This window comes from Ramlibacter sp. (assembly GCF_028292805.1).
GTDB lineage: Bacteria > Pseudomonadota > Gammaproteobacteria > Burkholderiales > Burkholderiaceae_C > Ramlibacter.
Map to the genome: position 1 here is coordinate 1 of NZ_JAQGLS010000013.1, position 22,028 is coordinate 22,028.

Below are 22,028 nucleotides of genomic sequence, written 5' to 3' on the forward strand. Positions count from 1 at the left end.
CACCCTGAGCGCCGCGAGTTCCTCCAGGTCGAGGTTTTCCACGATGTAGATCCCCGCGTCCGCGATCAGCCGCATGTGCACCGGGAAGACCTGGAACTTCGGCGTCATGACGACCGGCGGGCGCTTCTCGAAGGTCAGCGTATCGTTGCCGACGATGCGCGCGCCTTGCCGGATCAGGAATTCGGCGGCATCCAGGCCAGGCCCCGGAGAGGACTCGCCGGCGTAGATGGCCGCGTTGGACTTGAACAGTGCGCCCCAGCCCGTGCGGATGAACACCGTGTCGCCACGTTGCAGGCGCACACCCTGTCGGCTGGCGGCCTGCTCGAGATGGGCGCCGGTGATCTCGAACCCGGCCGGCAGCGGCCTCGCATCCCCCTGGACCATCGTCGCGACGTCGAGCAGCACGCCGCGGCTCACCATCAGCTCCACCGGAAACGAATCGATGCCCAGGTTGGCGCCGGTGCCGCTCGCACCGATGCCGCCCGGTTGCGCGGTGGCGCTGTCGGCGTTCACGCCGCCAAAGAGTTTCCCGTCGCGCCCGATGTGCCCCAGCGCATCGATGGTGGGGGCGCCGTGCTGGCCGCTCCAGTGCATCTCCTCCGATGCGAACGACAGCTGGCCCCCGTCGTTGAACGAACCTCGCGTCTTGCCGTGGGTGGCGCTGAGGGCGAACGAATACGGGGGATTCACCGAGGCAAGGGGCGACTGCGGCTCCCAGGTGTGGGAGAGGTCGACGATGCGCGCGTCCTGCAGCGCGGCCAGCAGGGTGCCGGCGCCGCCAGCCCCGCCGCCGGCCCCCGGGGCCGCGCAGCCAAGGAGCAGCACGGCGCATCCGGCAGCCACGCCCGCGCGGACAAGCCTTGTCGCCCACCGGCGCATGAAAGCTTCAGGCATCTTTCGCTCCTTGGAAACGGGAGCCTCGATGATGACCTGCTCGCGACGGCGATGCACGCCTTCCCTGTCCGGGTTCACCCTGATGGATTCGGGCGCATCCTCTGATCACACGGCCTGCCGCCAGTGCCCTGCGAAGGAGGCAACGGCCTGGATGCGCACTACTTCGAATACACCAGGTCGCGCAGCGTGAGCGACAGCGCCGGCACGTAGGTGACCACCATCAGGCAGGCCAGGATCACCAGCACGAACGGGATCAGATCCTTGATGATGCGGTCCAGCGATATTCGCGCCACCGTGCAGGCCGCGAACAGGTTGACGCCGAACGGCGGGGTGATCATGCCCAGCGCCAGGTTCACCACCATCACCAGCCCGAAGTGCACCGGGTCGATGCCGAAGTGCATCGCCACCGGCGCCAGGATCGGCGCCAGCACAATGATGGCGGCGCTGGTTTCGATGAACATGCCGATGATGAACAGCGCGGCGTTGACGCCGAGCAGGAACATCGCCGGGCTTTGCAGCACCGCCTCGAGCCAGCGGCCGATGGCATCGGGCACCCCGGCGCGCGTGATCAGGAAGGCGAACAGGCCGGCGTTGGCGATGATGAACATGATCACGGCCGAGGAGATCACCGACTTGCGCAGCACCGCGACCAGGTCGCGCACGCCGATCTCGCGGTAGATCAGCATGCCGACCACCAATGCGTAGAACACCGCCACGGCGGAGGCTTCCGTCGGCGTGAAGATGCCGCCGTAGATGCCGCCCAGGATGATGACCGGCATCAGCAGCGCCCAGCCGGCGTGCCAGGTGGCCTTGCCGAACGGCAGGCGGCCGTCACCGTCGGTCTTGCCCCAGCCTTTCCACTTGCACCAGAGCCAGACGAAGAGCATCAGCGCCGCGCCGATCAGCAGGCCCGGGCCGAAGCCGGCGATGAACAGCTCGCCGATCGAGACTTCGGCGCTGACGCCGTACAGAATCATCGGGATCGAGGGCGGGATGATCACGCCCAGCTCGGCGCTGGTGGCCTGCAGCGCCGCCGCGTAGCTGGTCGGGTAGCCGTGCTTGATCAGCGCCGGGATCAGGATGGCGCCGATGGCGAAGGTGGTGGCCACCGAGGAGCCCGAGACCGCCGCGAAGATCATGCAGGTCAGCACGCAGGTCATGGGCAGGCCGCCCTGGACGCCGCCGACGATGCTCTTGGCGAACTCGACCAGCCGGCGTGAGATGCCGCCGGTTTCCATCAGGTTGCCGGCCAGGATGAAGAACGGGATGGCGGCCAGCGGAAACTTGTTGATGGCGTTGAACATCTCCTTGACGGAAATGAGCATGTGCGCGTTGCTGGCCTGGATGCCCAGCACCGAGGCCAGGCCGATGGACACCGCGACCGAAATGCTGAGCGCGAAGCACAGCACCATGGTGCCGATCATGATGCTGGTCATTGGGCCGTCTCGAGTTCGTGGCGTTGCGGATCGAGCAGGTTGCCGACGATGCCGAAGATGCAGAACAGGGCGCCGACCGGCAGCGCCAGGTAGCCCCAGAACATGGAGATGGACTCCAGGCCGGCCATGGACTGGACCCTGCCGCGCACCGCGTAGTCCCAACCCCACCAGAGGATGACGAGGATCAGCCCCAGTGAGGCGATGGCCACCATCCAGTCGAGGCCGCGCCGCAGTTTCGGCGGGCTCCAGCGGTACACCACGTCGACGCTGACCATCGCGCCCTGGCGGAAGGCGATCGGGATGCCGAGGAACACCATCCAGATCAGCGCCAGGCGGATCAGGATCTCGCTCCATTCGGCCGGCTGCTCCAGGATGAAGCGGGTGACGATCTGGAACACGCCCAGGCTGCTGGCGATCACCAGCATGGCGCATGCTCCGGCCAGGGCCAGGCCGCTGGTGAAGCGCTCGATGCGCAGGAAGGTTTCTCTCACGGGGTCCTCTTTCTCGTGCGGCAAAAAGGCCCGCTCGCGCGGGCCTTTCCATTCAGCCCTGCCGATCGGCGGGCCGGGTCCCCGCCTGCGCGGGGACGACGCGCACGTCACTTGGCGTTGCGGATCCGGTCGATGTTGGCCTTGCCGAACTGCTTTTCGAACTCGGCGTTCACCGGGGTCAGCGCCTTGACGAAGGCCGACTTGTCCAGCGTGTCCACCACGGTCATGCCCTTGGCGCGCAGCTCGGCCACGCCCTTGGCGTCGTCTTCGTCCACGCGGGCGCGGTTGGCCTTGGTGCCTTCCTTGGCGGCATCGAGAAAGGCCTGCTTGTCGGCGGCCGGCAGCTTGTCGAAGGCGGCCTTGTTCATCACGAAGATGGCGGGCGAGTAGACGTGGCCGGTCAGCGACAGGTGTTTTTGGACCTGGTCGAACTTGGCCGAGATGATCACCGACAGCGGGTTTTCCTGGCCGTCGACCGTGCCCTGCTGCAGGGCAGTGAACACTTCCGGGAACGCCATCGGCGTGGTGATGATGCCGAAGCTCTTGTAGGCGGCGATGTGTACCGGGTTCTCCATGGTGCGCATCTTCAGGCCCTTCAGGTCTTCCGGCTTCTGGACCGAGCGCTTGCTGTTGGTCATGTGGCGAAAGCCGTTCTCGGCCCAGGCCAGGGCCTTGAAGCCCTTGCTGTCGAAGGCCCTGAGCAGATCCTGGCCGACCGGCCCGTCGAGCACCGCGCGGGCATGGGCCTTGTCGCGGAACAGGAACGGCACGTCCAGGATCTTGGTCTCCGGCACGAAGTTCGGCACCGGGCCGCTGGAAGAGAAAGCCAGCTCCTGGGTGCCCAGCTGCACCGCCTCGATCGACTCGCGCTCGCCGCCCAGGGAGCCGTTGTAGAACGTCTGCACCTTGTAGCGGCCGGCCGTGCGCTTTTCGACTTCCTTGGCGAAGGTGTCGATCGCGATGCCCTGGTGCGAGTTCTGCGCGGTGGAAATGCTGATCTTCATGGTGGTCTGCGCGTGCGCGACCGAGCTGGCCAGCACGCCGGCGGCAAGCAGGGCGAAGAGGGGGCTGAACTTCATGGGGTGGGTCTCCGATGGGTGGGATGGGGCAAAGCCTGCCGGATGATGCCGTCCGCCAGCCGCGGGCGCTACCGGAGTTCTACCGAGGCATGCGGTCAGGCGCACGCAAGGAAAACCATCTCGTGGTCCCCCGCGCGAGCGGCAACGACGCAGGTCACATGTTGGTGTAGTTCGGCCCGCCGCCGCCTTCCGGCGTCACCCAGACGATGTTCTGGGTCGGGTCCTTGATGTCGCAGGTCTTGCAGTGCACGCAGTTCTGGGCGTTGATCTGCAGCCGCTGGCCCTCGGGCGTGTCGGCCGGCACGAATTCGTAGACCCCCGCCGGACAGTAGCGCGCCTCGGGCCCCGCGTACCTGGCCAGGTTCACCTGCACCGGCACCGAGGCATCCTTGAGCGTCAGGTGCGAGGGCTGCTGCTCTTCGTGATTGGTGTTGGAGATGAACACCGAGGAGAGACGGTCGAAGGTCAGCTTGCCGTCGGGTTTGGGGTAGACGATGGGCTTGCACTCGGCCGCCGGTTTCAGGTAGCTGTGGTCCGGCTGGTCGCGGTGCAGGGTCCAGGGAATGTTGCCCTTGAGCAGGAACTGCTCGATCCCGTTCATGACCGTCGCCGGCAGCAGGCCGCGCTTGAACCAGGCCTTGAAGTTGCGCGACTTGTTCAGCTCGGCGTGCAGCCAGCTTTTCTCGAACGCCTGCGGATAGGCGGTGAGCTCGTCGTGCTGGCGCCCGGCCTGGACGGCGTCGAAGGCGGCGCGGGCTGCCAGCATGCCGGTCTTGATGGCGGCGTGGCTGCCCTTGATGCGGCTGACGTTCAGGTAGCCGGCGTCGCAGCCGACCAGTGCGCCGCCCGGGAACACCGTCTTGGGCAGGCTGAGCAGGCCACCGGCCGTGATGGCGCGCGCGCCGTAAGCCAGGCGCTTGCCCGGCTTGATGCCCTTGTCTGCATCGCCTTCCAGGTACCAGCGGATGTTGCGGTGGGTTTTCCAGCGCTGCAGTTCCTCGAACGGGCTGAGGTAGGGGTTGGCGTAGTCCAGGCCGGTGATGAAGCCGAGCGCGACCAGGTTGCCCTCCATGTGGTACAGGAAGGCGCCGCCGTAGGTGTCGTTCTCCATCGGCCAGCCGGCCGTGTGCAGCACGAAGCCGGGCTCGTGGCGCTTGGGGTCGATCTCCCACACTTCCTTGACGCCCAGCCCGTAGGTTTGGGGGTCGCGCCCCTCGTCGAGCTTGAAGCGGGCGATCAGCTGCTTGCCCAGGTGGCCGCGCGAGCCTTCGGCGAACACCGTGTACTTGGCGTGCAGCTCCATGCCCAACTGGAAGTTCTCGGTCGGCGCGCCGTCCTTGCCCACGCCCATGTTGCCGGTGGCCACGCCCTTGACCGAACCGTCGTCGTTGTACAGGACCTCGGCCGCCGGAAAGCCCGGAAAGATCTCCACGCCGAGTTCCTCGGCCTGCTGCGCCAGCCAGCGGGTGACGTTGGCCAGGCTGACGATGTAGTTGCCGTGGTTCTGGAAGTTCTGCGGCAGCAGCAGATCGGGCACGCGAATCGAGCTGTTCTCGCCCAGGAACACCATCGCGTCGCCGGTCACCGGCTGGTTCAGGGGCGCGCCCTTTTCCTTCCAGTCGGGGATCAGCTCGGACAGCGCCCTCGGGTCCATGATGGCGCCCGAGAGGATGTGCGCGCCCGGCTCCGAGCCTTTTTCCAGCACCACCACCGACAGCTCCTTGCCATGTTCGCCGGCCAGCTGCTTCAGGTGGATGGCGGTGGCCAGGCCGGCCGGGCCGCCGCCGACCACCACCACGTCGTACTCCATCGCTTCGCGCGGACCGAACTGGGCCAGGATGTCTTGTTGCGTCATGGGTGTGATCGATAATGGTTGCAGCCGGTGGCGCTGCATGGCGCACCCCGGAAGGTCATGCATTCTATGCGGCGCGTGCCCGGCATCGCACCGCGCCCCAGCGCAATTCCAGGAGGCGATCCCGTGGCTTACAGCATCGATTTGTCCGGCCGTGTGGCCCTCGTCACAGGCGCCTCCAGCGGCCTGGGCGCGCAGTTCGCGCGCGTGCTGGCGCGCTCGGGCGCCGCCGTGGTGCTGGCGTCGCGCCGCATCGAGAAGCTCAAGGACCTGCGCGCCCAGATCGAAGGCGAGGGCGGCGACGCCCACGTGGTCGGCGTGGACGTGACCGACATCGACAGCATCAAGGCCGCCGTGGCGCACGCCGAGACGGAGGTCGGCTCGATCGACATCCTGGTCAACAACTCGGGTGTCAGCACCACCCAGCGCATCCAGGACGTGGCCGAGGAAGACTACGACTACATCTTCGACACCAACGTCAAGGGCGCCTTCTTCATGGCGCAGGAAGTGGGAAAGCGCATGCTGGCGCGTGCCCGCGGCGCCGCGCCCGGCACCTTCACCGGTGGCCGCATCATCAACATCGCCTCGGCCGCCGGCCTGCGCGCGCTGCCGCAGATCGGCGCCTACGCCATCAGCAAGGCCGCCGTCATCCACATGACGCAGGCCTTCGCCCTCGAGTGGGGGCGCTTCGGCATCAACGTCAACGCCATCTGCCCGGGCTACATCGATACCGACATCAACCACCACCACTGGTCCACCGAGCAGGGCGAAAAGCTGGTGCAGATGCTGCCGCGCAAGCGGGTGGGCAAGCCGGAAGACCTGGACGCGCTGATCGTGATGCTGGCGTCCGACCAGAGCCACTTCGTCAACGGCGCGGTGATCGCCGCCACCGACGGCTTTCACCTGTAGATGGCGCTGGTGCAGCCGGCGTGCTGAGGGGCGTCCTGGCCGGCTTGCTGGCCGGCGCACTGTGGGGCCTGGTGTTCGTGGCGCCGCGCATGGTGCCCGCCGCCTCGGGCGTCGACCTGGCGGCCGGCCGCTTCGTGGTGTACGGCCTGGTGGCGCTGGCGGTGGTCGGTTTCAGCCGGCGGCCGCTGCCGACCGCGCGCCAGGCCCTGGCGGCGGCGGGCTTGAGCCTGCTGGGTTTTTCCGGCTACTACCTGCTGCTGGTGTTCGCCATTCGCGACGCCGGCACCGAAGTGCCCAGCCTGGTGATCGGCACCATCCCGCTGTGGGTGATGTTGCTGGGCAAGCCGGGCCACCTGCGCTGGACCGCGCTGGCGCCGGCCTTGCTGCTGACGGCCGCCGGGCTGGCGCTGATGATGGCGCTGCCGCACCCGGCGCACGACACCGGCCCGCACTATTGGCGCGGCGTGCTGCTGGCCACCTGTTCGCTGGCGTCATGGACCGCCTTCGCGCTGCTCAACGCCCGCTGGCTCAAGCGCCATCCGCAAGTCAACGCCACCGATTGGGCCAACTGGCTGGGCCTGGCCACCGGCGCCGGGGCGCTGCTGGTGTGGGCGGTGGCCGGTTCCGACCTGGCCACCTTGCGGGCCCAGCCGCAAGCCGGCTTCTTCCTGTTGCTGTGCGTGGCCACCGGCTTTGGCTCGGCCTGGCTCGCCACCATCTTGTGGAACGTCGCCAGCCGCCGCTTGCCGGCCAGTCTGTGCGGCCAGCTGATCGTGAGCGAAACGCTGTTCGCGCTGGCCTATTCCTTCGCCTGGGACGGCGCCTGGCCGGGCTGGCCGCAACTGGCGGCGGTGGCCATGTTCACATTGGGTATCCTCGCCGCGATCAAGGCGCACCGATGAAGCTCGAACTCCCCGAACGCAAGAAGCAGGTCCACACCTTGTCGATGCCGATCCGCTGGGGCGACATGGATGCGCTGGGCCACGTGAACAACACCATCTACTTTCGCTACCTGGAAGTGGCGCGGCTGGACTGGTTCGCGGCGATCGGCTGCCAGGTGAATCCGCGCGGCGAGGGACCGCTGATCGTCAACGCGTTCTGCAACTTCCACAAGCAGCTGGAGTACCCCGGCGACGCGGTGGTGCGGATGTACGTGAGCGACGCCGGCCGCACCAGCTTCGAGACCTGGGCCACGATAGGACGCGCCGACGATCCGGGCGTGGTCTATGCCTCGGGCGGCGCCACCACGGTGTGGGTCGACTTGCCGCGGCAGAAGTCGGCGCCGCTGCCCGAGTGGCTCCGCGCCTTGCTGGGGTGAGGCTTCACTTGTTCTCGCGCGGCACCCGCCCCATCAAATAGAACTCGGGATTGGGCAGCATGTCGGCGAAGCTGGCCATGCGGTTGGACAGGCCGAAAAAGGCGGTGATCGCCGCGATGTCCCAGATGTCCTCGTTGGAAAAACCATGCGGGCGCAGCGCCTCGAAGTCGGGCTCGGCGATCTCGTGCGAGCGCAGGCAGACCTTCAGCGCGAACTCGATCATGGCGCGCTGGCGCGGCGTGATGTCGGCCTTGCGCCAGTTCACCGCCACCTGGTCGGCCAGCAGCGGCTTTTTTTCCTGGATGCGCAGGATGGCGCCGTGCGCCACCACGCAGTACAGGCACTGGTTGGCGGCGCCGGTGGCGGTGACGATCATCTCGCGCTCGCCCTTGGTCAGCGAGCCGTCCTCCTTGAGCATCAGCGCGTCGTGGTAGGCGAAGAAGGCGCGCCACTCGGCCGGACGCCGCGCCAGCGCCAGAAACACGTTGGGCACGAAGCCGCTTTTTTCCTGCACCTCCAGAATGCGCGCGCGCATGTCCGCGGGCAGGTCCTTCAGTTCGGGGGCGCGGTAGCGGGTGGGCATGGCGGTCTGCGTTGCTCTTTCGGCCAGCATAGCGGGAGCCGCTACGATTGGCTCTCCAACAAGGAGACGTGCAATGGATGCGACGGAACTGTCCCAGGACCCACAGACCCAGGCCGGACTGGCGACCCGCCGCGCCGTGCTGGGCGACGCTTATGTCGATGCCGCCATCGGGCGGTCCACCCCGTTCACCGCGCCGCTGCAGGACCTGGTGACGCGCCATGCCTGGGGCAACACCTGGCAGCGCGACGGCATCGACCTGAAGACCCGCAGCATCGTCACCGTCTCCATGCTGGTGGCGCTGGGCAAGACCCACGAGCTGAAGATCCACGTGCGCGGGGCGCTCAACAACGGGGTCACGCCGGCCGAGTTGCAGGAAATCTTCATGCACGCCAGCGTCTACTGCGGCTTCCCGGCGGCGCTGGACGCCTTCCGGATCGGCTCCGAAGTCATCGACGCCAAGTGAAGACGGCTCCACCGGATGGTGCCGCCCCGTGCGTTTTGCCACAAGATGTGACCAGCGGACACCGGTCGCGCTGCTCGCGCTATGGTTGACCGATGACTGATGCATGGCGAAAAACCGGAGTGTTCGCTGCCGGACTGCTGCTGTGCGGCGGGCTGGCCTGGTGGGCTTACCTGACCTGGGTCGCGCCCGGCAAGACCGCCGGCCCGGTGGTGGTCACCCCGGTGGCGCCGGCGCTGGCACCGCCGGCGCAGGAACCCGCGCCGGCGGCAACGCCTGCCGTCACTTCCGTGGCCGACGGCGGCTGCCCGGCGCAGCCGATGCTGCCGCGCACCGGCCCGCGCGACGGGCAGTTCTCGCTGCAGGCGGCGCTGGCCACCAATCCAGCCGCCGAGCCTTCGGCCTTTCTCACGGTGGCCGGCGAAATGGCGGCCGACGGCCGCGCGCGCGATGCCGAAGTGGCTTACCTGGTCGCCTGCCGCGTCGCGGTGCAGGCCTCGGGCGCGCCCTCCACGCCGGTGGCGGACGTCAAGACGCAGCTGGGCCAGCACTACAGCGCGGTGGCCGGCCAGCCGGCAGCGCGCGAGCTGCGGCCGCAGGTGCTGGAGCGGGCCCAGGCCTTGCTGGACGACAGCGTGCGCGCCTATGCCGCCCTGCTGGGCAAGAACGCGTCCAAGACGCGGATCGCCGGCGAGCGGCTGGCTGCTGTGATGCAGGCCGGGCAGCCGACGGAAATCATCCGCTCCGGCGCCGGCGATCCAGCGACTCTGGGCGCTGCGGCCGCCAATGCCGAGGCAGCGGCAGTCCTGGATCCCAATGCCGGCGCCGACTGCGCCAGTGCCCGCTCGCCGGCCGAAAAGCTGATCTGCACCGACGCCGAACTGGCCGAGATGGACCGCGACCTCGACCGGCTGCGGGCCCAGGCCCGCGCCGTCACCCGCGACCCGGGCGGCTTCGCCAGGCGGCAGGAAGACGCCTGGGCGCGCCGCGAGTCGCAATGCCGCGGCGACAAGGCCTGCCTGCGCACCTGGTATGCGCAGCGCAGGAAGGAGCTGTTCAGGGAGTTCTGACCGGGTGCCGTCAGGCCGTGCCCGCCATCAGCTTGTGCACCAGGTCGGCCGTGGTGCTGGCCTTGTACTTGCGCATCAGCCGCGCGCGGTAGATCTCCACGGTGCGGTGGCTGATCTCCAGCGCCTTGCCGATTTCCTTGGAGGTCATGCCTTCCAGCAGGCGTGCCGCGACTTCGCGCTCGCGCGCCGTCAGTTCGGCCTTCACCGGCCGTTGCGCGCTCAAGTCTTCGAACGACCAGATGCCCGACTGGTGCGGGGCCTGGCGGTTCAGCGCGCGGCCGCTCACGTGGCACCAGAAGACATCGCCGTTGGCCCGCTTCATGATGCGGTCGTCGGCGTAGTGGCCCTTGGCGTTGAGGATGGGCGCCATGCGCGCCCCCAGCCGTTCGTACTCGTCGGCGCTCGGGTAGAGCACCAGGAACGACTGCCCCACCAGCACCTCGCGGGACGAACCGAACATCTCGCACAGCTGGGCGTTGCAGTCCACAATCGCGCGGTTGCGAGACACGCACAAGCCGATGGGCGCGTGTTCGAACGCAAGACGGTAGTCGACATCCATCAGGGCTGGTCTCTAGGGATTACTACGTAACAAGGTAGGTAGTATCGTAACCCTCATCCAGCCCGTGGCAAACCGGGCAATCCCTCGCAGGAGTGAAGTGGTGAACAAGATCTATCCCAATGCAGCGGCAGCGCTGGACGGCGTGGTGCGCGACGGCCAGCTGATGGCCGTCGGCGGCTTCGGCCTGTGCGGCATTCCCGAGGCGCTGATCGAGGCCCTCAAGGCCAGCGGCGTCAAGGACCTCACGGTCATCTCCAACAACGCGGGCATCGACGGCTTCGGCCTGGGCAAGCTGCTGGAGACGCGCCAGATCAGGAAAATGATTTCTTCCTACGTGGGCGAGAACAAGGAGTTCGAGCGCCAGTACCTGGCCAAGGAACTGGAGCTGGAGTTCACGCCGCAAGGCACGCTGGCCGAGAAGCTGCGCGCCGGCGGTGCCGGCATCCCGGCCTTCTTCACCAGGACCGGCGTCGGCACCCTGGTGGCCCAAGGCAAGGAGCTGCGCGAATTCGACGGCGAAACCTACGTGATGGAGCGCTCGCTGATGCCGCAGGTGTCGCTGGTCAAGGCGCACATCGCCGACAAGAGCGGCAACCTGCGCTTCAACCTGACGGCGCGCAACTTCAACCCGGCCGTCGCGATGGCCGGCAAGGTCTGCATCGTCGAGGTGGAGAAGATCGTCGACGTGGGCGAGCTCGCGCCCGACGACGTCCACCTGCCCGGCATCTACGTGCACCGCATCGTGCTCAATGCCAATCCCGAGAAGCGCATCGAAAAGCGCACCACCCGATGACTTTGAGGGACGGATCTTCAGCTCTGTCCCCGACTGACTAGGAGACTGATCAAATGCCCTGGACCCAAGACCAGATGGCCGCGCGCGCGGCCCAGGAACTCGAGGACGGCTTCTACGTGAACCTGGGCATCGGCATCCCCACGCTGGTGGCCAACTTCACCGGCGACAAGTAAGTGTGGCTGCAATCCGAGAACGGCATGCTGGGCATCGGCCCGTTCCCGACCGAAGACGAAGTCGACGCCGACCTGATCAACGCCGGCAAGCAGACCGTCACCACCATCAAGGGCTCATCGATCTTCGGCAGCCACGACAGCTTCGCCATGATCCGCGGCGGCAAGATCAACCTGTCGATCCTGGGCGCGATGCAGGTCAGCGAAAAGGGCGACTTGGCCAACTGGATGATCCCCGGCAAGATGATCAAGGGCATGGGCGGCGCGATGGACCTGGTGGCCGGCGTGCCGCGCGTCATCATCCTGATGGAGCACGTCGCCAAGAAGAAGGACGGCACCGAGGACATGAAGATCCTGCCGCAGTGCACGCTGCCGCTGACCGGCGTGGGCGTGGTGGATCGCATCATCACCGACCTGGCCGTGATGGACGTGACGCCCGCGGGCCTGAAGGTGGTCGAGCTCGCGCCCGGCGTCACCATGGACTTCATCCAGTCCAAGACGGGCGTCACCCTGCTGCAGTGACCGGTGCTGCGCCCGCATCCGGCGTAGGGTGCGCAGCCAAGCTGCACACCGGGCGCCCATGAGCTGCCGTGACGTGCTGGCCGAACTCTGGCACGGCATGCAGCTGCCCCAGGAGGCGCTGGCCTGCGTCACCCTGACCGGCGCCGATCCGGTCTACCCCTCATCCTTCGCCGTCGGCGCCGCTGCCCAGGCGACGATCGCGGCGGCCGCCTTGGCCGCTTGCGAGCTGGGCCACCTGCGTGGCACTCCACGCCAGCGCGTCGCCGTAGCCATGGCGCATGCCGCGGCCGAATGCACCGGCTGGTTCAGCCTCGACGGCCGCGTTCCCGATCTCTGGGATGCGTTCTCCGGCCTCTACAAGGCACGCGACGGCTGGGTCCGCGTGCATGCCAACTTCGCCCATCACCGCGACGGCGCCTTGCAGCTGCTGGGCCTGGACCCGGCCACGGCCAGCCGCATTGACGCCCAGCAGGCCATGCTGCAATGGGACGCGCTCGCCTTCGAGGCAGCGGCCGCCGAGCGCCGGTTGGTGGTGGCGGCGCTGCGCAGCTTCGCGCAATGGGACGCCACTGACCAGGGGCAGGCCGTCGCCGCGCAGCCGCTGATGACGATAGAGCGCATCGGCGACGCCGCGCCGTTGCGCTTGCCTGTCCTCGAGGCACGGCAGCGGCCGCTGCAAGGCGTGCGCGTGCTCGACCTCACCCGCATCCTCGCCGGCCCGGTCGGCGGCCGTGCGCTGGCCGCCTACGGCGCCGACGTGATGCTGCTGAACGGGCCGCACCTGCCCAACATCGAAGCGATCGCCGACACCAGCCGCGGCAAGCGCTCGGCGCTGCTCGATCTGCGCACTGAAGAAGGCAAGGCCACGTTGCGCGACTCGCTGGGCGGCAGCCATGTCTTCGTGCAAGGCTACCGGCCGGGCGGGCTGCGCGACCTCGGCTTCGGCCCGCGGGAGACGGCCGCGCTGCGCCCCGGCATCGTCCACGTGTCCCTGACCGCCTACGGCACGCAAGGCCCGTGGCACGAGCGGCGCGGCTTCGACTCGCTGGTGCAGGCCGCCACCGGCTTCAACCTGGCCGAGGCCGAGGCGGCCGGCACGCCGGACCAGCCACGCGCCTTGCCGATGCAGATCCTGGACCAGGCCACCGGCTACCTGATCAGCTTCGGCGCCGCCGCGGCCCTGCGCCGCCAGCAGCTGGAAGGCGGCAGCTGGCACGTGCAGGTGTCGCTGGCCCAGACGGCCCACTGGCTGCGCGGCCTGGGTCGCCCGGAAAACGCCTTCAGCGTCGAGGCGCCGGCGCGCGAGCCGTGGCTGGAAACCACCCCTTCCGGCTTCGGCGCCCTGTGCGCGCTGCGCCACAGCGCCCAGCTAAGCCGCACGCCGGCCGCGTGGACATTGCCTTCCATGCCGCCCGGAAGCTCTCCCACGCGCTGGTAACTTCCTGTTGCGCAGCGGGAACCGCGCCGACATCCATTGCCTGCCTTGACCTGCCTGCCCATCGAGCAGCCATCCTCATCATGCATCATCGTTTTGCCGCCGGACAACGGCTTGAAGGGAGACCATGAAACTCAAACTTGCTCTGTTTTGCGGCCTCGCCCTGGCTGGTGCCCAGGCCATGGCGTGCTACACCGTCTACGACAGCAACAGCCGCGTGATCTACCAGGGCCTGGAGTCGCCGGTGGACATGAGCCTGCAGCTGCACCAGACGCTCGGCAAGCGCTTTCCGGGCGCGCACATGGTGTTCGACCAGTCGACGATCTGCACGCCGGTGGCGCTGGCGCAAGTGGCACGGCCGACCGGACGGGACGTGCCCGCCGGCACCATCCGCATGGAAAACGGCCGTCGCGCCACGCCGGGCGGCACCTCGATGCTGTTCACCGACCGCGAAACCGCTGCGCGCCAGAACCTGCCGCACACCGTGGTGGCGGGCGACCTCGTCATGGTGCCGGCCTCGGTGGCGGCCACGCGCGCCAGCATTCCGTCGATCACCGTGGTGCCGGCCGACACCGCCGTGGCGTCCGCGGGCCCGGACACGCGATCGATGGGCGCCGGCCCGGCGCCGACGGTCATCACCGAACTGCGCAACGGCAGGACCGTGGTACAGCGGGGTGCTGGCGTGGCTTACGTTCGGTAGTCCCGCAAGGAAAGCAGAGAGCCGGGTAGGGTGTGCAGCTCCGCTGCGCACCATTCCCGCCGCAAGGTGCGCAGCAAGCTGCACACCCTACGAGACTGGATCCTCACCGTGGAAACGGCCGGCTCCAGAACCGCGAGCCCGCCAATCCGAACCGCCATGGCACGTCGGCCGCCTTGCTGATGCCGATGCGCGGACCCAGTACCACTTCGTGTTCCTCTCGCGCCGCCAGCACCTCGAACGGTGCCTGGTCCAGCCGCATGCCGCTGAGCTCGCGCGTGACGCCCAGCGCCTGCCCCACTTTTCCCGGCCCCGAACACAGCAGCCGCAGGTCTTCCAGGCCACGCCGCTCCACCATGCGCTCGATGCCGTGCAGCGGCTCGATCGCGCGGATCAGAACGCCGGCGCCATGGCCCTCTTCGCGGCAGACGAAGTTCAGGCACCAGTGGATGCCGTACGAGCGGTAGACGTAGGCGCGCCCGGGCGGGCCGAACATCGCCTGGTTGCGCGGCGTCGGCCCCGAGTGGCTGTGCGAGGCCGGATCTTCCCGGTCGTAAGCCTCGGTTTCGACGATGCGGCCGCCCACGCCGTCCACCAGAAGGGTAGCGCCTATCAACCCGCGCGCCATCTCGGGCGCCTCGTGCAGGAAGTCGCGTGGCCGCAGCCGCCTAGACGTCGTCGCCATCAGCCTCGCTGCTTTCGCCGAGAAAGCCGCCGCTCTGGTGCGCCCACAGCCGCGCATACAGGCCGCCTTGCGCCAGCAGTTCACGGTGGCTGCCTTCTTCCACGATGCGGCCCTGGTCCAGCACCACCAGCCGGTCGAGCGCGGCGATGGTGGACAGTCGGTGGGCGATGGCGATCACCGTCTTGCCCTGCATCAGCTCGGTCAGGCTGGCCTGGATCGCCAGCTCCACCTCGGAGTCGAGCGCGCTCGTCGCCTCGTCAAGCAGCAGGATCGGCGCGTCCTTGAGCATCACGCGGGCGATGGCCACGCGCTGGCGCTGGCCGCCCGACAGCTTGACGCCGCGCTCGCCGACGTGCGCGTCGTAGCCGCGCCGGCCTTGCGGGTCGGTCAGCTGGGCGACGAACTCGTGCGCATGGGCGCGCTCGGCCGCGCGCACCATCTCCGCCTCGGTGGCGCCGGGGCGGCCGTACATCAGGTTGTCGCGCACCGAGCGGTGCAGCAGCGAGGTGTCCTGGGTGACCATGCCGATGTTGGCGCGCAGGCTGTCCTGGGTGACGCCGGCGATGTCCTGGCCGTCGATCAGGATCCGGCCGCCGTCCAGGTCGTAGAAGCGCAGCAGCAGGTTGACCAGCGTCGACTTGCCGGCGCCGGAGCGGCCGATCAGGCCGATCTTCTCGCCCGGGCGCACCGTCAGGCTCATGCGGTCGATCACGGCCCGCGGCTGGCCGTAGCCGAAGGTGATGTGATCGAAGGTGACCTCGCCGCGGCTGACCTGCAGCGGCTTGGCATCGGGCTTGTCGACCACCACCCGCGGCCGGGTCAGGGTGGCGATGCCGTCCTGGATGGTGCCGATGTTCTCGAACAGCGAGGCCATCTCCCACATCACCCAGTGCGACATGCCGCTGATGCGCAGCGACATCGCCGTCACCGCCGCCACCGCGCCGACGCCCACCAGGCCTTCGTTCCACAGCCAGACGCTGTAGCCGCAGGCGGCCAGGATCAGCGCCACGATCAGCACGTGGTTGACGATCTCGAAGGCGCTGACCAGCCGCATCTGGCGGTAGCCGGTGGTCATGAACTCCGTCATCGCCTGGCGCGCGAAGCCGGCCTCGCGCTGGGTGTGCGAGAACAGTTTGACGGTGGAGATGTTGGTGTAGGCGTCGGTGATGCGCCCGGTCATCATCGCGCGCGCATCGGCCTGCGCCTTGCCGACCTTGCCCAGGCGCGGCACGAAGTAGATGACCGACAGCGCGTACAGCACGAACCAGCCCAGAAAGGGCAGCATCAGCCGCGCGTCGAAGGCGGCGGCCAGCGCCACGATGGTGATGAAGTAGACGCCGATGCCGATGATCACCTCGGTGGCGGTGAAGATCGTCTCGCGCACCGACAGCGCCGTCTGCATCACCTTGGTGGTGATGCGGCCGGCGAACTCGTCCGAGTAGAAGGCCAGGCTCTGGCCCAGCATCAGCCGGTGGAAGTTCCAGCGCAGCCGCAGCGGGAAGTTGATGGCCAGCGTCTGGTGCTTGAGGATGGTCTGCAGGGCCACCACCAGCGTGCTGGCCAGCAGCACGCTGGAAAACAGCAGCACGGCCGGCCGCTGCGCCGACCACAGCTGGCCGGGCTGCACGCGCGTGAGCCAGTCGACCACCTGGCCGAGCACGGAAAACAGCCAGGCTTCGTAGACCGAGAAGGCGGCGCTGGCCAGCGCCAGCATGACGATGTAGCCGCGCAGCCCGGCCGTGCAGGCCCAGACGAAGGCCGCGAAGCTCTTGGGCAAAAGCGGAGGTTCGACCTCCGGATAGGGGTGAAGCAGTTTCTCGAAAAGCCGGAACAAGACCAAAGACTCCATGCGCGGCGCCGCCGCTGGGTGGGGAGGCGGGAGTATTGACGCAAAAGGGCGCCGGCCAGGTGCCTGGGGGCGAAACGAAACTTTGCGGGCCCGCGAAACACTGTATAAAGAACCAGTATATTCCGCCTCTCGCCATGTCGTCCGCCGCCCCTTTGACCGAACTCAACCTGCCCCATGTGTGGCGCGGGCGGGAGCTGGCGCAGGCGCAGGATCGCACGGTTGCCAGCGGCCACGCGGCGCTGGATGCGCAGTTGCCCGGGGGCGGCTGGCCGCTGGGTTGCCTGGTGGAAGTGCTGCAGCAGCACCCGCACCAGTTCGCCTGGCAGCTGCTGGGGCCGGCGTTGCGCGAGCGCTGCCAGGCGCAAGCCGGCCCCATCGTGCTGGTGAGTCCGCCTTACCTGCCGTTCGGCCCCGGCCTGCGCGGCCTGGACCTGCGGCCCGAGCAGCTGCTGTGCGTGCAGGCCGACAAGCAGTCGTCCCGCCTGTGGGCCACCGAACAGGCGCTGCGCTGCGCCGACGTGGCGGCCGTGCTGGCCTGGCTGCCGCAGGCCCGCAGCGAAGACCTGCGCCGGCTGCACCTGTGCGCGCAGCAGCACGAGCGCCTGCTGGTGGCCTTTCGCGGCGTCGATGCGCGCGACCATTCCTCGCCGGCCCGCCTGCGGCTGCTGCTCGAAGGCGCGCAGCAGCTGGAGGTGCGCATCCTCAAACGCCGCGGCCCGCCGCTGCTGCAGCCCTTGCTGTTGCGGGGGCAGCCGGCTCGGCTGGAGGCCCTGCTGGCGGCGCGCAAGGCGCGGCGCTCCTTCCCCCAACCCTTTTCACTGCCCACGGCTGGATCGCATGTACTGGATCGCACTGCAACCTTCGCCGGATGAATTGCGCCAGGCCTGGGGCTGGCGGGCCCTGCAGTTCACCCCGCGCGTGGCGCTGGTGGACGAAGCCCTGCTGCTCGAAGCCTCGGCCTCCGAGCGCCTGTTCGGCGGCCGGCGCGGGCTGCTGCGCGGGCTGCTGAAAGGCAACCCGGACCTGGAGCTGCCGGCCTGGGCCGACGGTCCGACCTCGCTGGTGGCGCTGGCGTTGCTGCGAATGAAACGCGCGGGCCAGCCCAAGCCGGCGCTGCTGCCGGACGGGCTGCCGCTGGAGACGCTCACCGCCGCCGGGCCGCACCTGTCGATGCTGGAGCGCGTCGGCTGCACCACCTTCGGCCAGCTGCGCAGCCTGCCGCGCGCCGGCCTCAACCGCCGCTTCGGCGCCGGGCTGCTGCTGGCGCTGGACGCGGTGCAAGGGCAGCGGCCCGAGCGCTATCCCTGGCTGGAACTGCCGCCGGACTTCGATCAGAAGCTGGAACTGCAATCGCTGGCCACCTGCGCGCAGGAGTTGCTGTTCACGGGCCAGCACCTGCTGACCTTGCTGCAGGCCTGGCTGCAAGGGCGCAACCTGGGCGCGCTGGCGCTGGAGTTCGAATGGACGCTGGACCTGCGGCGCCTGGACGGCAAGCCGCTGCCGGCTACCGAGAAGATGGAACTGCGCACGGCCCAGCCGACGCAGGACATGCACCACCTGCGCCGGCTGGCGTCCGAGCAGCTGGCGCGCACCAGCCTGGCGGCGCCGGCCAGCCAGCTGCGGCTGCGCACGCTGCAGACGGTGCCCTGGGGCGGCGCCACCACCAGCCTGCTGCCCGAGGACAACACGCCGGGCGAGAAGCTGCACCAGCTGGTGGAGCGGTTGAGCGTGCGGCTGGGCGAGGGCAACGTGACGATGCTGGAGCCGCGCGCGGACCATCGGCCCGAATGCATGCAGGCATCGGTGCGGGCCTCGGAATCCGTCGGGGGTGCGGCTTGGCCGCGCAGCGTCGACGGCCGCAGGGTGCGCGGCGAAGCCGCACACCCTGCCAAGGGCGATCCGCTGTTTCCGCCGTGGCTGCTGCGCGAGCCGTTGCGGCTTCAAGTGAAGGCCGACAAGCCCTTGTACCAGGGTCCGCTGCAGCTGCTCACGCGCGCGCGCCGGCTGGAAGGCGCCTGGTGGGACCCGGCGCTGGAGCAGCCGGTGCTGCGCGACTACTTCATCGCCCGCAGCGAAACCGTGGGCCTGCTGTGGGTGTACCGCGAGCGGCTGTCGGCCGAGCAGGAGCGCGCCCGCTGGTTCCTGCACGGCATCTACGCCTGACGGTGGCCGCATGTCCTGGTTGCCCGATTACGCAGAGCTGCACTGCCTGTCCAACTTCAGCTTCCAGCGCGGCGCCTCGCATCCGCAGGAGCTGGTGCGGCGCGCGCACGAACTGGGGTATTCGGCGCTGGCCCTGACCGACGAGTGCTCGATGGCCGGCGTGGTGCGGGCACATACGGAGGCGACCAGGCTTGGACTGAAGCTGCTGCTGGGCGCCGAGTTCGCCCTCGACGGTTTCCGGCTGGTGGCGCTGGCGCGCAATGCCAACGGCTGGGGCAACCTGTGCGAGTTCATCTCGATTGCCCGGCGCGAGGCGCTCAAGGGCGAGTACGTCTGCAGCCGCGAAGCCAGCGACTTCACGCTGCTGCAGGACTGCGAAATCCTGCTGGCGCCCGAGCGCGAGCTGGAGTTCGAAGACCTGTGCGAGCGCGTCGAGTGGGCCCAGGCTTTCTTTCCGCGCCGCCACTGGCTGGCGGTGGAGCTGCTGCTGCAGGGGGACGACGAGCTGTGGCTCGACACGCTGCTGCAGGTGGGCGAGGCCACCGGCAGCCCGCTGGTGGCGGCCGGCGACGTGCGCATGCACACGCGCTCGCGCAAGCCGCTGCACGACGTGCTGACGGCGGTGCGCCTGGGCAAGGCCGTGCCCGACTGCGGCTTCGCGCTGGAGGCGAACGCGGAGCAGCACCTGCGCCATCGCATGCGGCTGGCGTCCATCTATCCGGCCGAACTGCTGGAGCGCACGCTGGAGGTGATGGACCGCTGCAGCTTCAGCCTGGAGGAGATCAAGTACCAGTACCCGCTGGAGACGGTGCCGGCCGGCCTGACGCCGCGCCAGGCGCTGCGCCGCTTCACCATCGCCGGCGCGGGCCAGCGTTATCCGCAAGGCGTGCCGTGGCGGGTGCGCCAGCAGCTGGTGCGCGAGCTGGACCTGATCTCCGATTGCGCCTACGAGATGTTCTTCCTGACGGTGCACGACATCGTCGCCTTCGCGCGCGGCCAGGGCATCCTGTGCCAGGGCCGCGGCTCGGCCGCCAATTCCGCGGTCTGCTACTGCCTGGGCGTGACGGCGGTGGATCCGGCCCGCTCCAATTTGCTGTTCGAGCGCTTCATCAGCCGCGAGCGCAAGGAGCCGCCCGACATCGACGTCGACTTCGAGCACGAGCGACGCGAAGAGGTGATCCAGTACATCTACAACAAATACGGCCGCGAGCGCGCCGCCATCACGGCGGTGGTGGCCAGCTACCGCACCCGCAGTTCGATCCGCGACGTCGGCAAGGCGCTGGGCCTGCCCGAGCAGCTGGTGGACGCCTTCGCCAGGGATCACTTCTGGTTCGACGAGCGCGAGCTGCGCGTGGGCAAGCTGCACGCGCTGGCCGCCTCCTTCGGCCACGATGTGCCGCCGCGCAAGCTGGCGCTGTGGATGGAACTGTCGGAGGAGCTGATGGGGTTTCCGCGCCACCTGAGCCAGCACGTGGGCGGCTTCGTGCTGACGCAAGGCAAGCTCACGCGGCTGGTGCCGGTGGAGAACGCGGCGATGAAGGACCGCTCTGTGATCCAGTGGGACAAGGACGACCTGGACGAGATGGGCCTATTGAAGGTGGACGTGCTGGCGCTGGGCATCCTGACCGCCATCCGCCGCTGCCTGGACCTGGTGGCCGCGCGGCGCGGCACGCCGTTCGTGCTGACCGACATTCCCGACAAGGACGAAGCCACCTACGACATGATCTGCCGCGCCGACACCGTGGGCGTGTTCCAGATCGAGAGCCGGGCCCAGATGTCGATGCTGCCGCGCCTGCGGCCGCGCGTGTTCTACGACATCGTGATCGAGGTGGCGATCGTGCGGCCGGGGCCGATCATCGGCAAGATGATCCATCCTTACCTGCAGGCCCGCGAGCGGGTGCGGCAGGGCGGCGAGATCCGCTACGAAAACGACGCGCTGCGGCCGGCGCTGGAGCGCACGCTGGGCATTCCGATCTTCCAGGAGCAGGTGATGCAGATCTCGATGATCGCCGCCGGCTTTTCGGCCGACCAGGCCGACCAGCTGCGCCGCTCGATGGCGGCCTGGAAGCGCAGCGGCGGCGTCCACAAATTCGAGCAGCCGCTGATCGAAGGCATGCTGGCCAACGGCTACCGCGAGGAATTCGCGCGCCAGATCTTCCAGCAGATCCTGGGCTTTGGCGAATACGGTTTTCCGGAAAGCCATGCCTTCAGCTTCGGCTTGCTGGCCTACGACAGCAGCTGGCTCAAATGCCACGAACCCGAATGCTTCCTGGCCGCCATGCTGAACTCGCAGCCCATGGGCTTTTACGGGCCGGCGCAGCTGGTCCAGGACGCCCAGCGGCATGGCGTGGTGGTGCTGCCGGCGGACGTCTCCTGCAGCGACTGGGACAGCAAATTGGGGTCGGACTCCAATTTTCAGCCGCCGGGGAAATCAGCGGAGAAATTGGAATCTGACCCCAGACCGCCGGTGCGGCTCGGGCTGCGCATGGTCGGTGGGCTGAGCGAGGCCGGTGGGCGGCGCATCGTGGCTGCGCGCGCCGAGGCGCCATTCACTGGCGTGGAAGACATGGCCTTGCGCGCGCAGCTCGATCTGAAAGACATCAACGCGCTGGCCGCCGGCGACGCCTTGCGGTCGCTCGCCGGGCATCGGCGCCAGCAGGTGTGGCAAGCCGCGGCGCAGCAGAAGGCGCCGGGCATGCTGCGCGATGCGCCGATCGCCGAAGCGGCGCTCGAACTGCCGCCGGCGCACGAAGGCGAGGAGATCTACTTCGACTATGCCTCCACCGGCATGACGCTGCGCCGCCACCCGGTGGCCTTGCTGCGCCAGCGCCTGGCACGCCTGAAGCTGCTGAGCGCCGAGCAGCTGCACGCGCTGCCGCACGGCCGGCGCGTGGGCGCCTGCGGCATCGTCACCGTGCGCCAGCAGCCGCAGACGGCGCACGGCACGATCTTCGTCACGCTGGAGGACGAGACCGGGCCGGTGAATGTGATCGTGTGGAAGTCGATCCGGGAGACGCAGCGCGATGCGCTGCTGAGGTCGCGCCTGATGGCCGTGCATGGGAC

At 68.6% G+C, this 22,028-nt stretch carries 20 protein-coding genes and 1 pseudogene; 12 read left to right on the plus strand and 9 right to left on the minus strand.

Features of this window, described 5'->3' with window-relative positions:
- The 5 genes from JWP65_RS00555 to JWP65_RS00575 all read right to left on the minus strand — a co-directional run.
- A partial coding sequence (locus JWP65_RS00555) for a cyclase family protein (protein ID WP_299759319.1) occupies window positions 1-972 on the minus strand: 972 nt, incomplete at its 3' end.
- Between the two features lie 80 nt (window positions 973-1,052).
- Window positions 1,053-2,330 carry a TRAP transporter large permease gene (locus JWP65_RS00560; protein ID WP_299759321.1) on the minus strand — a complete coding sequence of 426 codons (1,278 nt, stop codon included), beginning with the start codon at window positions 2,328-2,330 and terminating at the stop codon, window positions 1,053-1,055.
- The gene (locus tag JWP65_RS00565) at window positions 2,327-2,821 is read right to left on the minus strand and encodes a TRAP transporter small permease (protein WP_299759323.1); all 495 of its coding nucleotides are present in this window, start codon (window positions 2,819-2,821) and stop codon (window positions 2,327-2,329) included. The genes JWP65_RS00560 and JWP65_RS00565 overlap by 4 nt, the downstream gene beginning before the upstream one ends.
- 107 nt (window positions 2,822-2,928) lie before the next feature.
- Entirely contained in the window at window positions 2,929-3,900 is a 972-nt protein-coding gene (locus JWP65_RS00570; protein ID WP_299759325.1) for a TRAP transporter substrate-binding protein, read from the minus strand.
- A 154-nt stretch (window positions 3,901-4,054) separates the two neighbouring features.
- A complete protein-coding gene (locus tag JWP65_RS00575; RefSeq protein ID WP_299759327.1) occupies window positions 4,055-5,755 on the minus strand; it encodes an electron transfer flavoprotein-ubiquinone oxidoreductase in 1,701 nt (566 codons plus the stop codon).
- 123 nt (window positions 5,756-5,878) lie between these two features.
- Here JWP65_RS00575 and JWP65_RS00580 point away from each other — a divergent pair, with 123 nt between their 5' ends.
- From JWP65_RS00580 to JWP65_RS00590, 3 genes are read left to right on the plus strand one after another with little or no spacing between them, the layout of a single operon-like run.
- Window positions 5,879-6,661 (plus strand): SDR family oxidoreductase, encoded by a 783-nt coding sequence (locus JWP65_RS00580; RefSeq protein ID WP_299759329.1) that lies wholly within the window; start codon window positions 5,879-5,881, stop codon window positions 6,659-6,661.
- Window positions 6,662-6,681: 20 nt separating this feature from the next.
- Window positions 6,682-7,563 (plus strand): DMT family transporter, encoded by an 882-nt coding sequence (locus tag JWP65_RS00585; RefSeq protein WP_299759331.1) that lies wholly within the window; start codon window positions 6,682-6,684, stop codon window positions 7,561-7,563.
- Window positions 7,560-7,979 carry a thioesterase family protein gene (locus tag JWP65_RS00590; protein WP_299759333.1) on the plus strand — a complete coding sequence of 140 codons (420 nt, stop codon included), beginning with the start codon at window positions 7,560-7,562 and terminating at the stop codon, window positions 7,977-7,979. Before JWP65_RS00585 ends, JWP65_RS00590 begins: the two co-directional genes overlap by 4 nt.
- 4 nt (window positions 7,980-7,983) lie before the next feature.
- Here JWP65_RS00590 and JWP65_RS00595 read toward each other — a convergent pair whose 3' ends face one another.
- Window positions 7,984-8,562, minus strand: a complete 579-nt coding sequence (locus JWP65_RS00595) for a peroxidase-related enzyme (RefSeq protein WP_299759335.1) — start codon at window positions 8,560-8,562, stop codon at window positions 7,984-7,986.
- Window positions 8,563-8,635: 73 nt separating this feature from the next.
- Here JWP65_RS00595 and JWP65_RS00600 point away from each other — a divergent pair, with 73 nt between their 5' ends.
- Entirely contained in the window at window positions 8,636-9,025 is a 390-nt protein-coding gene (locus JWP65_RS00600) for a carboxymuconolactone decarboxylase family protein (protein WP_299759337.1), read from the plus strand.
- A 119-nt stretch (window positions 9,026-9,144) separates the two neighbouring features.
- The gene (locus tag JWP65_RS00605; protein ID WP_299759339.1) at window positions 9,145-10,092 is read left to right on the plus strand and encodes a hypothetical protein; all 948 of its coding nucleotides are present in this window, start codon (window positions 9,145-9,147) and stop codon (window positions 10,090-10,092) included.
- 10 nt (window positions 10,093-10,102) lie between these two features.
- Here JWP65_RS00605 and JWP65_RS00610 read toward each other — a convergent pair whose 3' ends face one another.
- The gene (locus tag JWP65_RS00610; RefSeq protein WP_299759341.1) at window positions 10,103-10,651 is read right to left on the minus strand and encodes a PAS and helix-turn-helix domain-containing protein; all 549 of its coding nucleotides are present in this window, start codon (window positions 10,649-10,651) and stop codon (window positions 10,103-10,105) included.
- A gap of 100 nt (window positions 10,652-10,751) precedes the next feature.
- On the opposite strand from JWP65_RS00610, the gene JWP65_RS00615 reads away from it, so the two are divergent.
- The 4 genes and pseudogenes from JWP65_RS00615 to JWP65_RS00630 all read left to right on the plus strand — a co-directional run bounded on the left by JWP65_RS00615 (window position 10,752) and on the right by JWP65_RS00630 (window position 14,271).
- Window positions 10,752-11,444, plus strand: a complete 693-nt coding sequence (locus JWP65_RS00615; protein WP_299759343.1) for a CoA transferase subunit A — start codon at window positions 10,752-10,754, stop codon at window positions 11,442-11,444.
- Window positions 11,445-11,497: 53 nt separating this feature from the next.
- Window positions 11,498-12,136: pseudogene (locus JWP65_RS00620) on the plus strand (3-oxoacid CoA-transferase subunit B).
- Between the two features lie 58 nt (window positions 12,137-12,194).
- Window positions 12,195-13,574, plus strand: a complete 1,380-nt coding sequence (locus JWP65_RS00625; protein ID WP_299759345.1) for a CoA transferase — start codon at window positions 12,195-12,197, stop codon at window positions 13,572-13,574.
- 124 nt (window positions 13,575-13,698) lie between these two features.
- On the plus strand, window positions 13,699-14,271 hold the full coding sequence (locus tag JWP65_RS00630; protein WP_299759347.1) for a hypothetical protein: 573 nt from the start codon (window positions 13,699-13,701) through the stop codon (window positions 14,269-14,271).
- A 103-nt stretch (window positions 14,272-14,374) separates the two neighbouring features.
- Here JWP65_RS00630 and JWP65_RS00635 read toward each other — a convergent pair whose 3' ends face one another.
- Window positions 14,375-14,953, minus strand: coding sequence for a DNA-3-methyladenine glycosylase (locus tag JWP65_RS00635; protein WP_299759349.1), 579 nt, complete (start codon window positions 14,951-14,953; stop codon window positions 14,375-14,377).
- Window positions 14,937-16,787, minus strand: a complete 1,851-nt coding sequence (locus JWP65_RS00640; protein WP_299759351.1) for an ABC transporter ATP-binding protein — start codon at window positions 16,785-16,787, stop codon at window positions 14,937-14,939. The genes JWP65_RS00635 and JWP65_RS00640 overlap by 17 nt, the downstream gene beginning before the upstream one ends.
- Window positions 16,788-16,936: 149 nt before the next feature.
- Between JWP65_RS00640 and imuA the strand changes: the two genes are divergently transcribed.
- From imuA to JWP65_RS00655, 3 genes are all read left to right on the plus strand, one after another.
- Window positions 16,937-17,674, plus strand: coding sequence for a translesion DNA synthesis-associated protein ImuA (gene imuA, locus JWP65_RS00645; protein ID WP_299759353.1), 738 nt, complete (start codon window positions 16,937-16,939; stop codon window positions 17,672-17,674).
- Complete coding sequence (locus JWP65_RS00650) at window positions 17,640-18,965, plus strand: DNA polymerase Y family protein (RefSeq protein ID WP_299759355.1); 1,326 nt, start codon at window positions 17,640-17,642, stop codon at window positions 18,963-18,965. The genes imuA and JWP65_RS00650 overlap by 35 nt, the downstream gene beginning before the upstream one ends.
- Window positions 18,966-18,975: 10 nt before the next feature.
- The coding region (locus JWP65_RS00655; protein WP_299759357.1) for an error-prone DNA polymerase at window positions 18,976-22,028 on the plus strand (3,053 nt) is incomplete at its 3' end.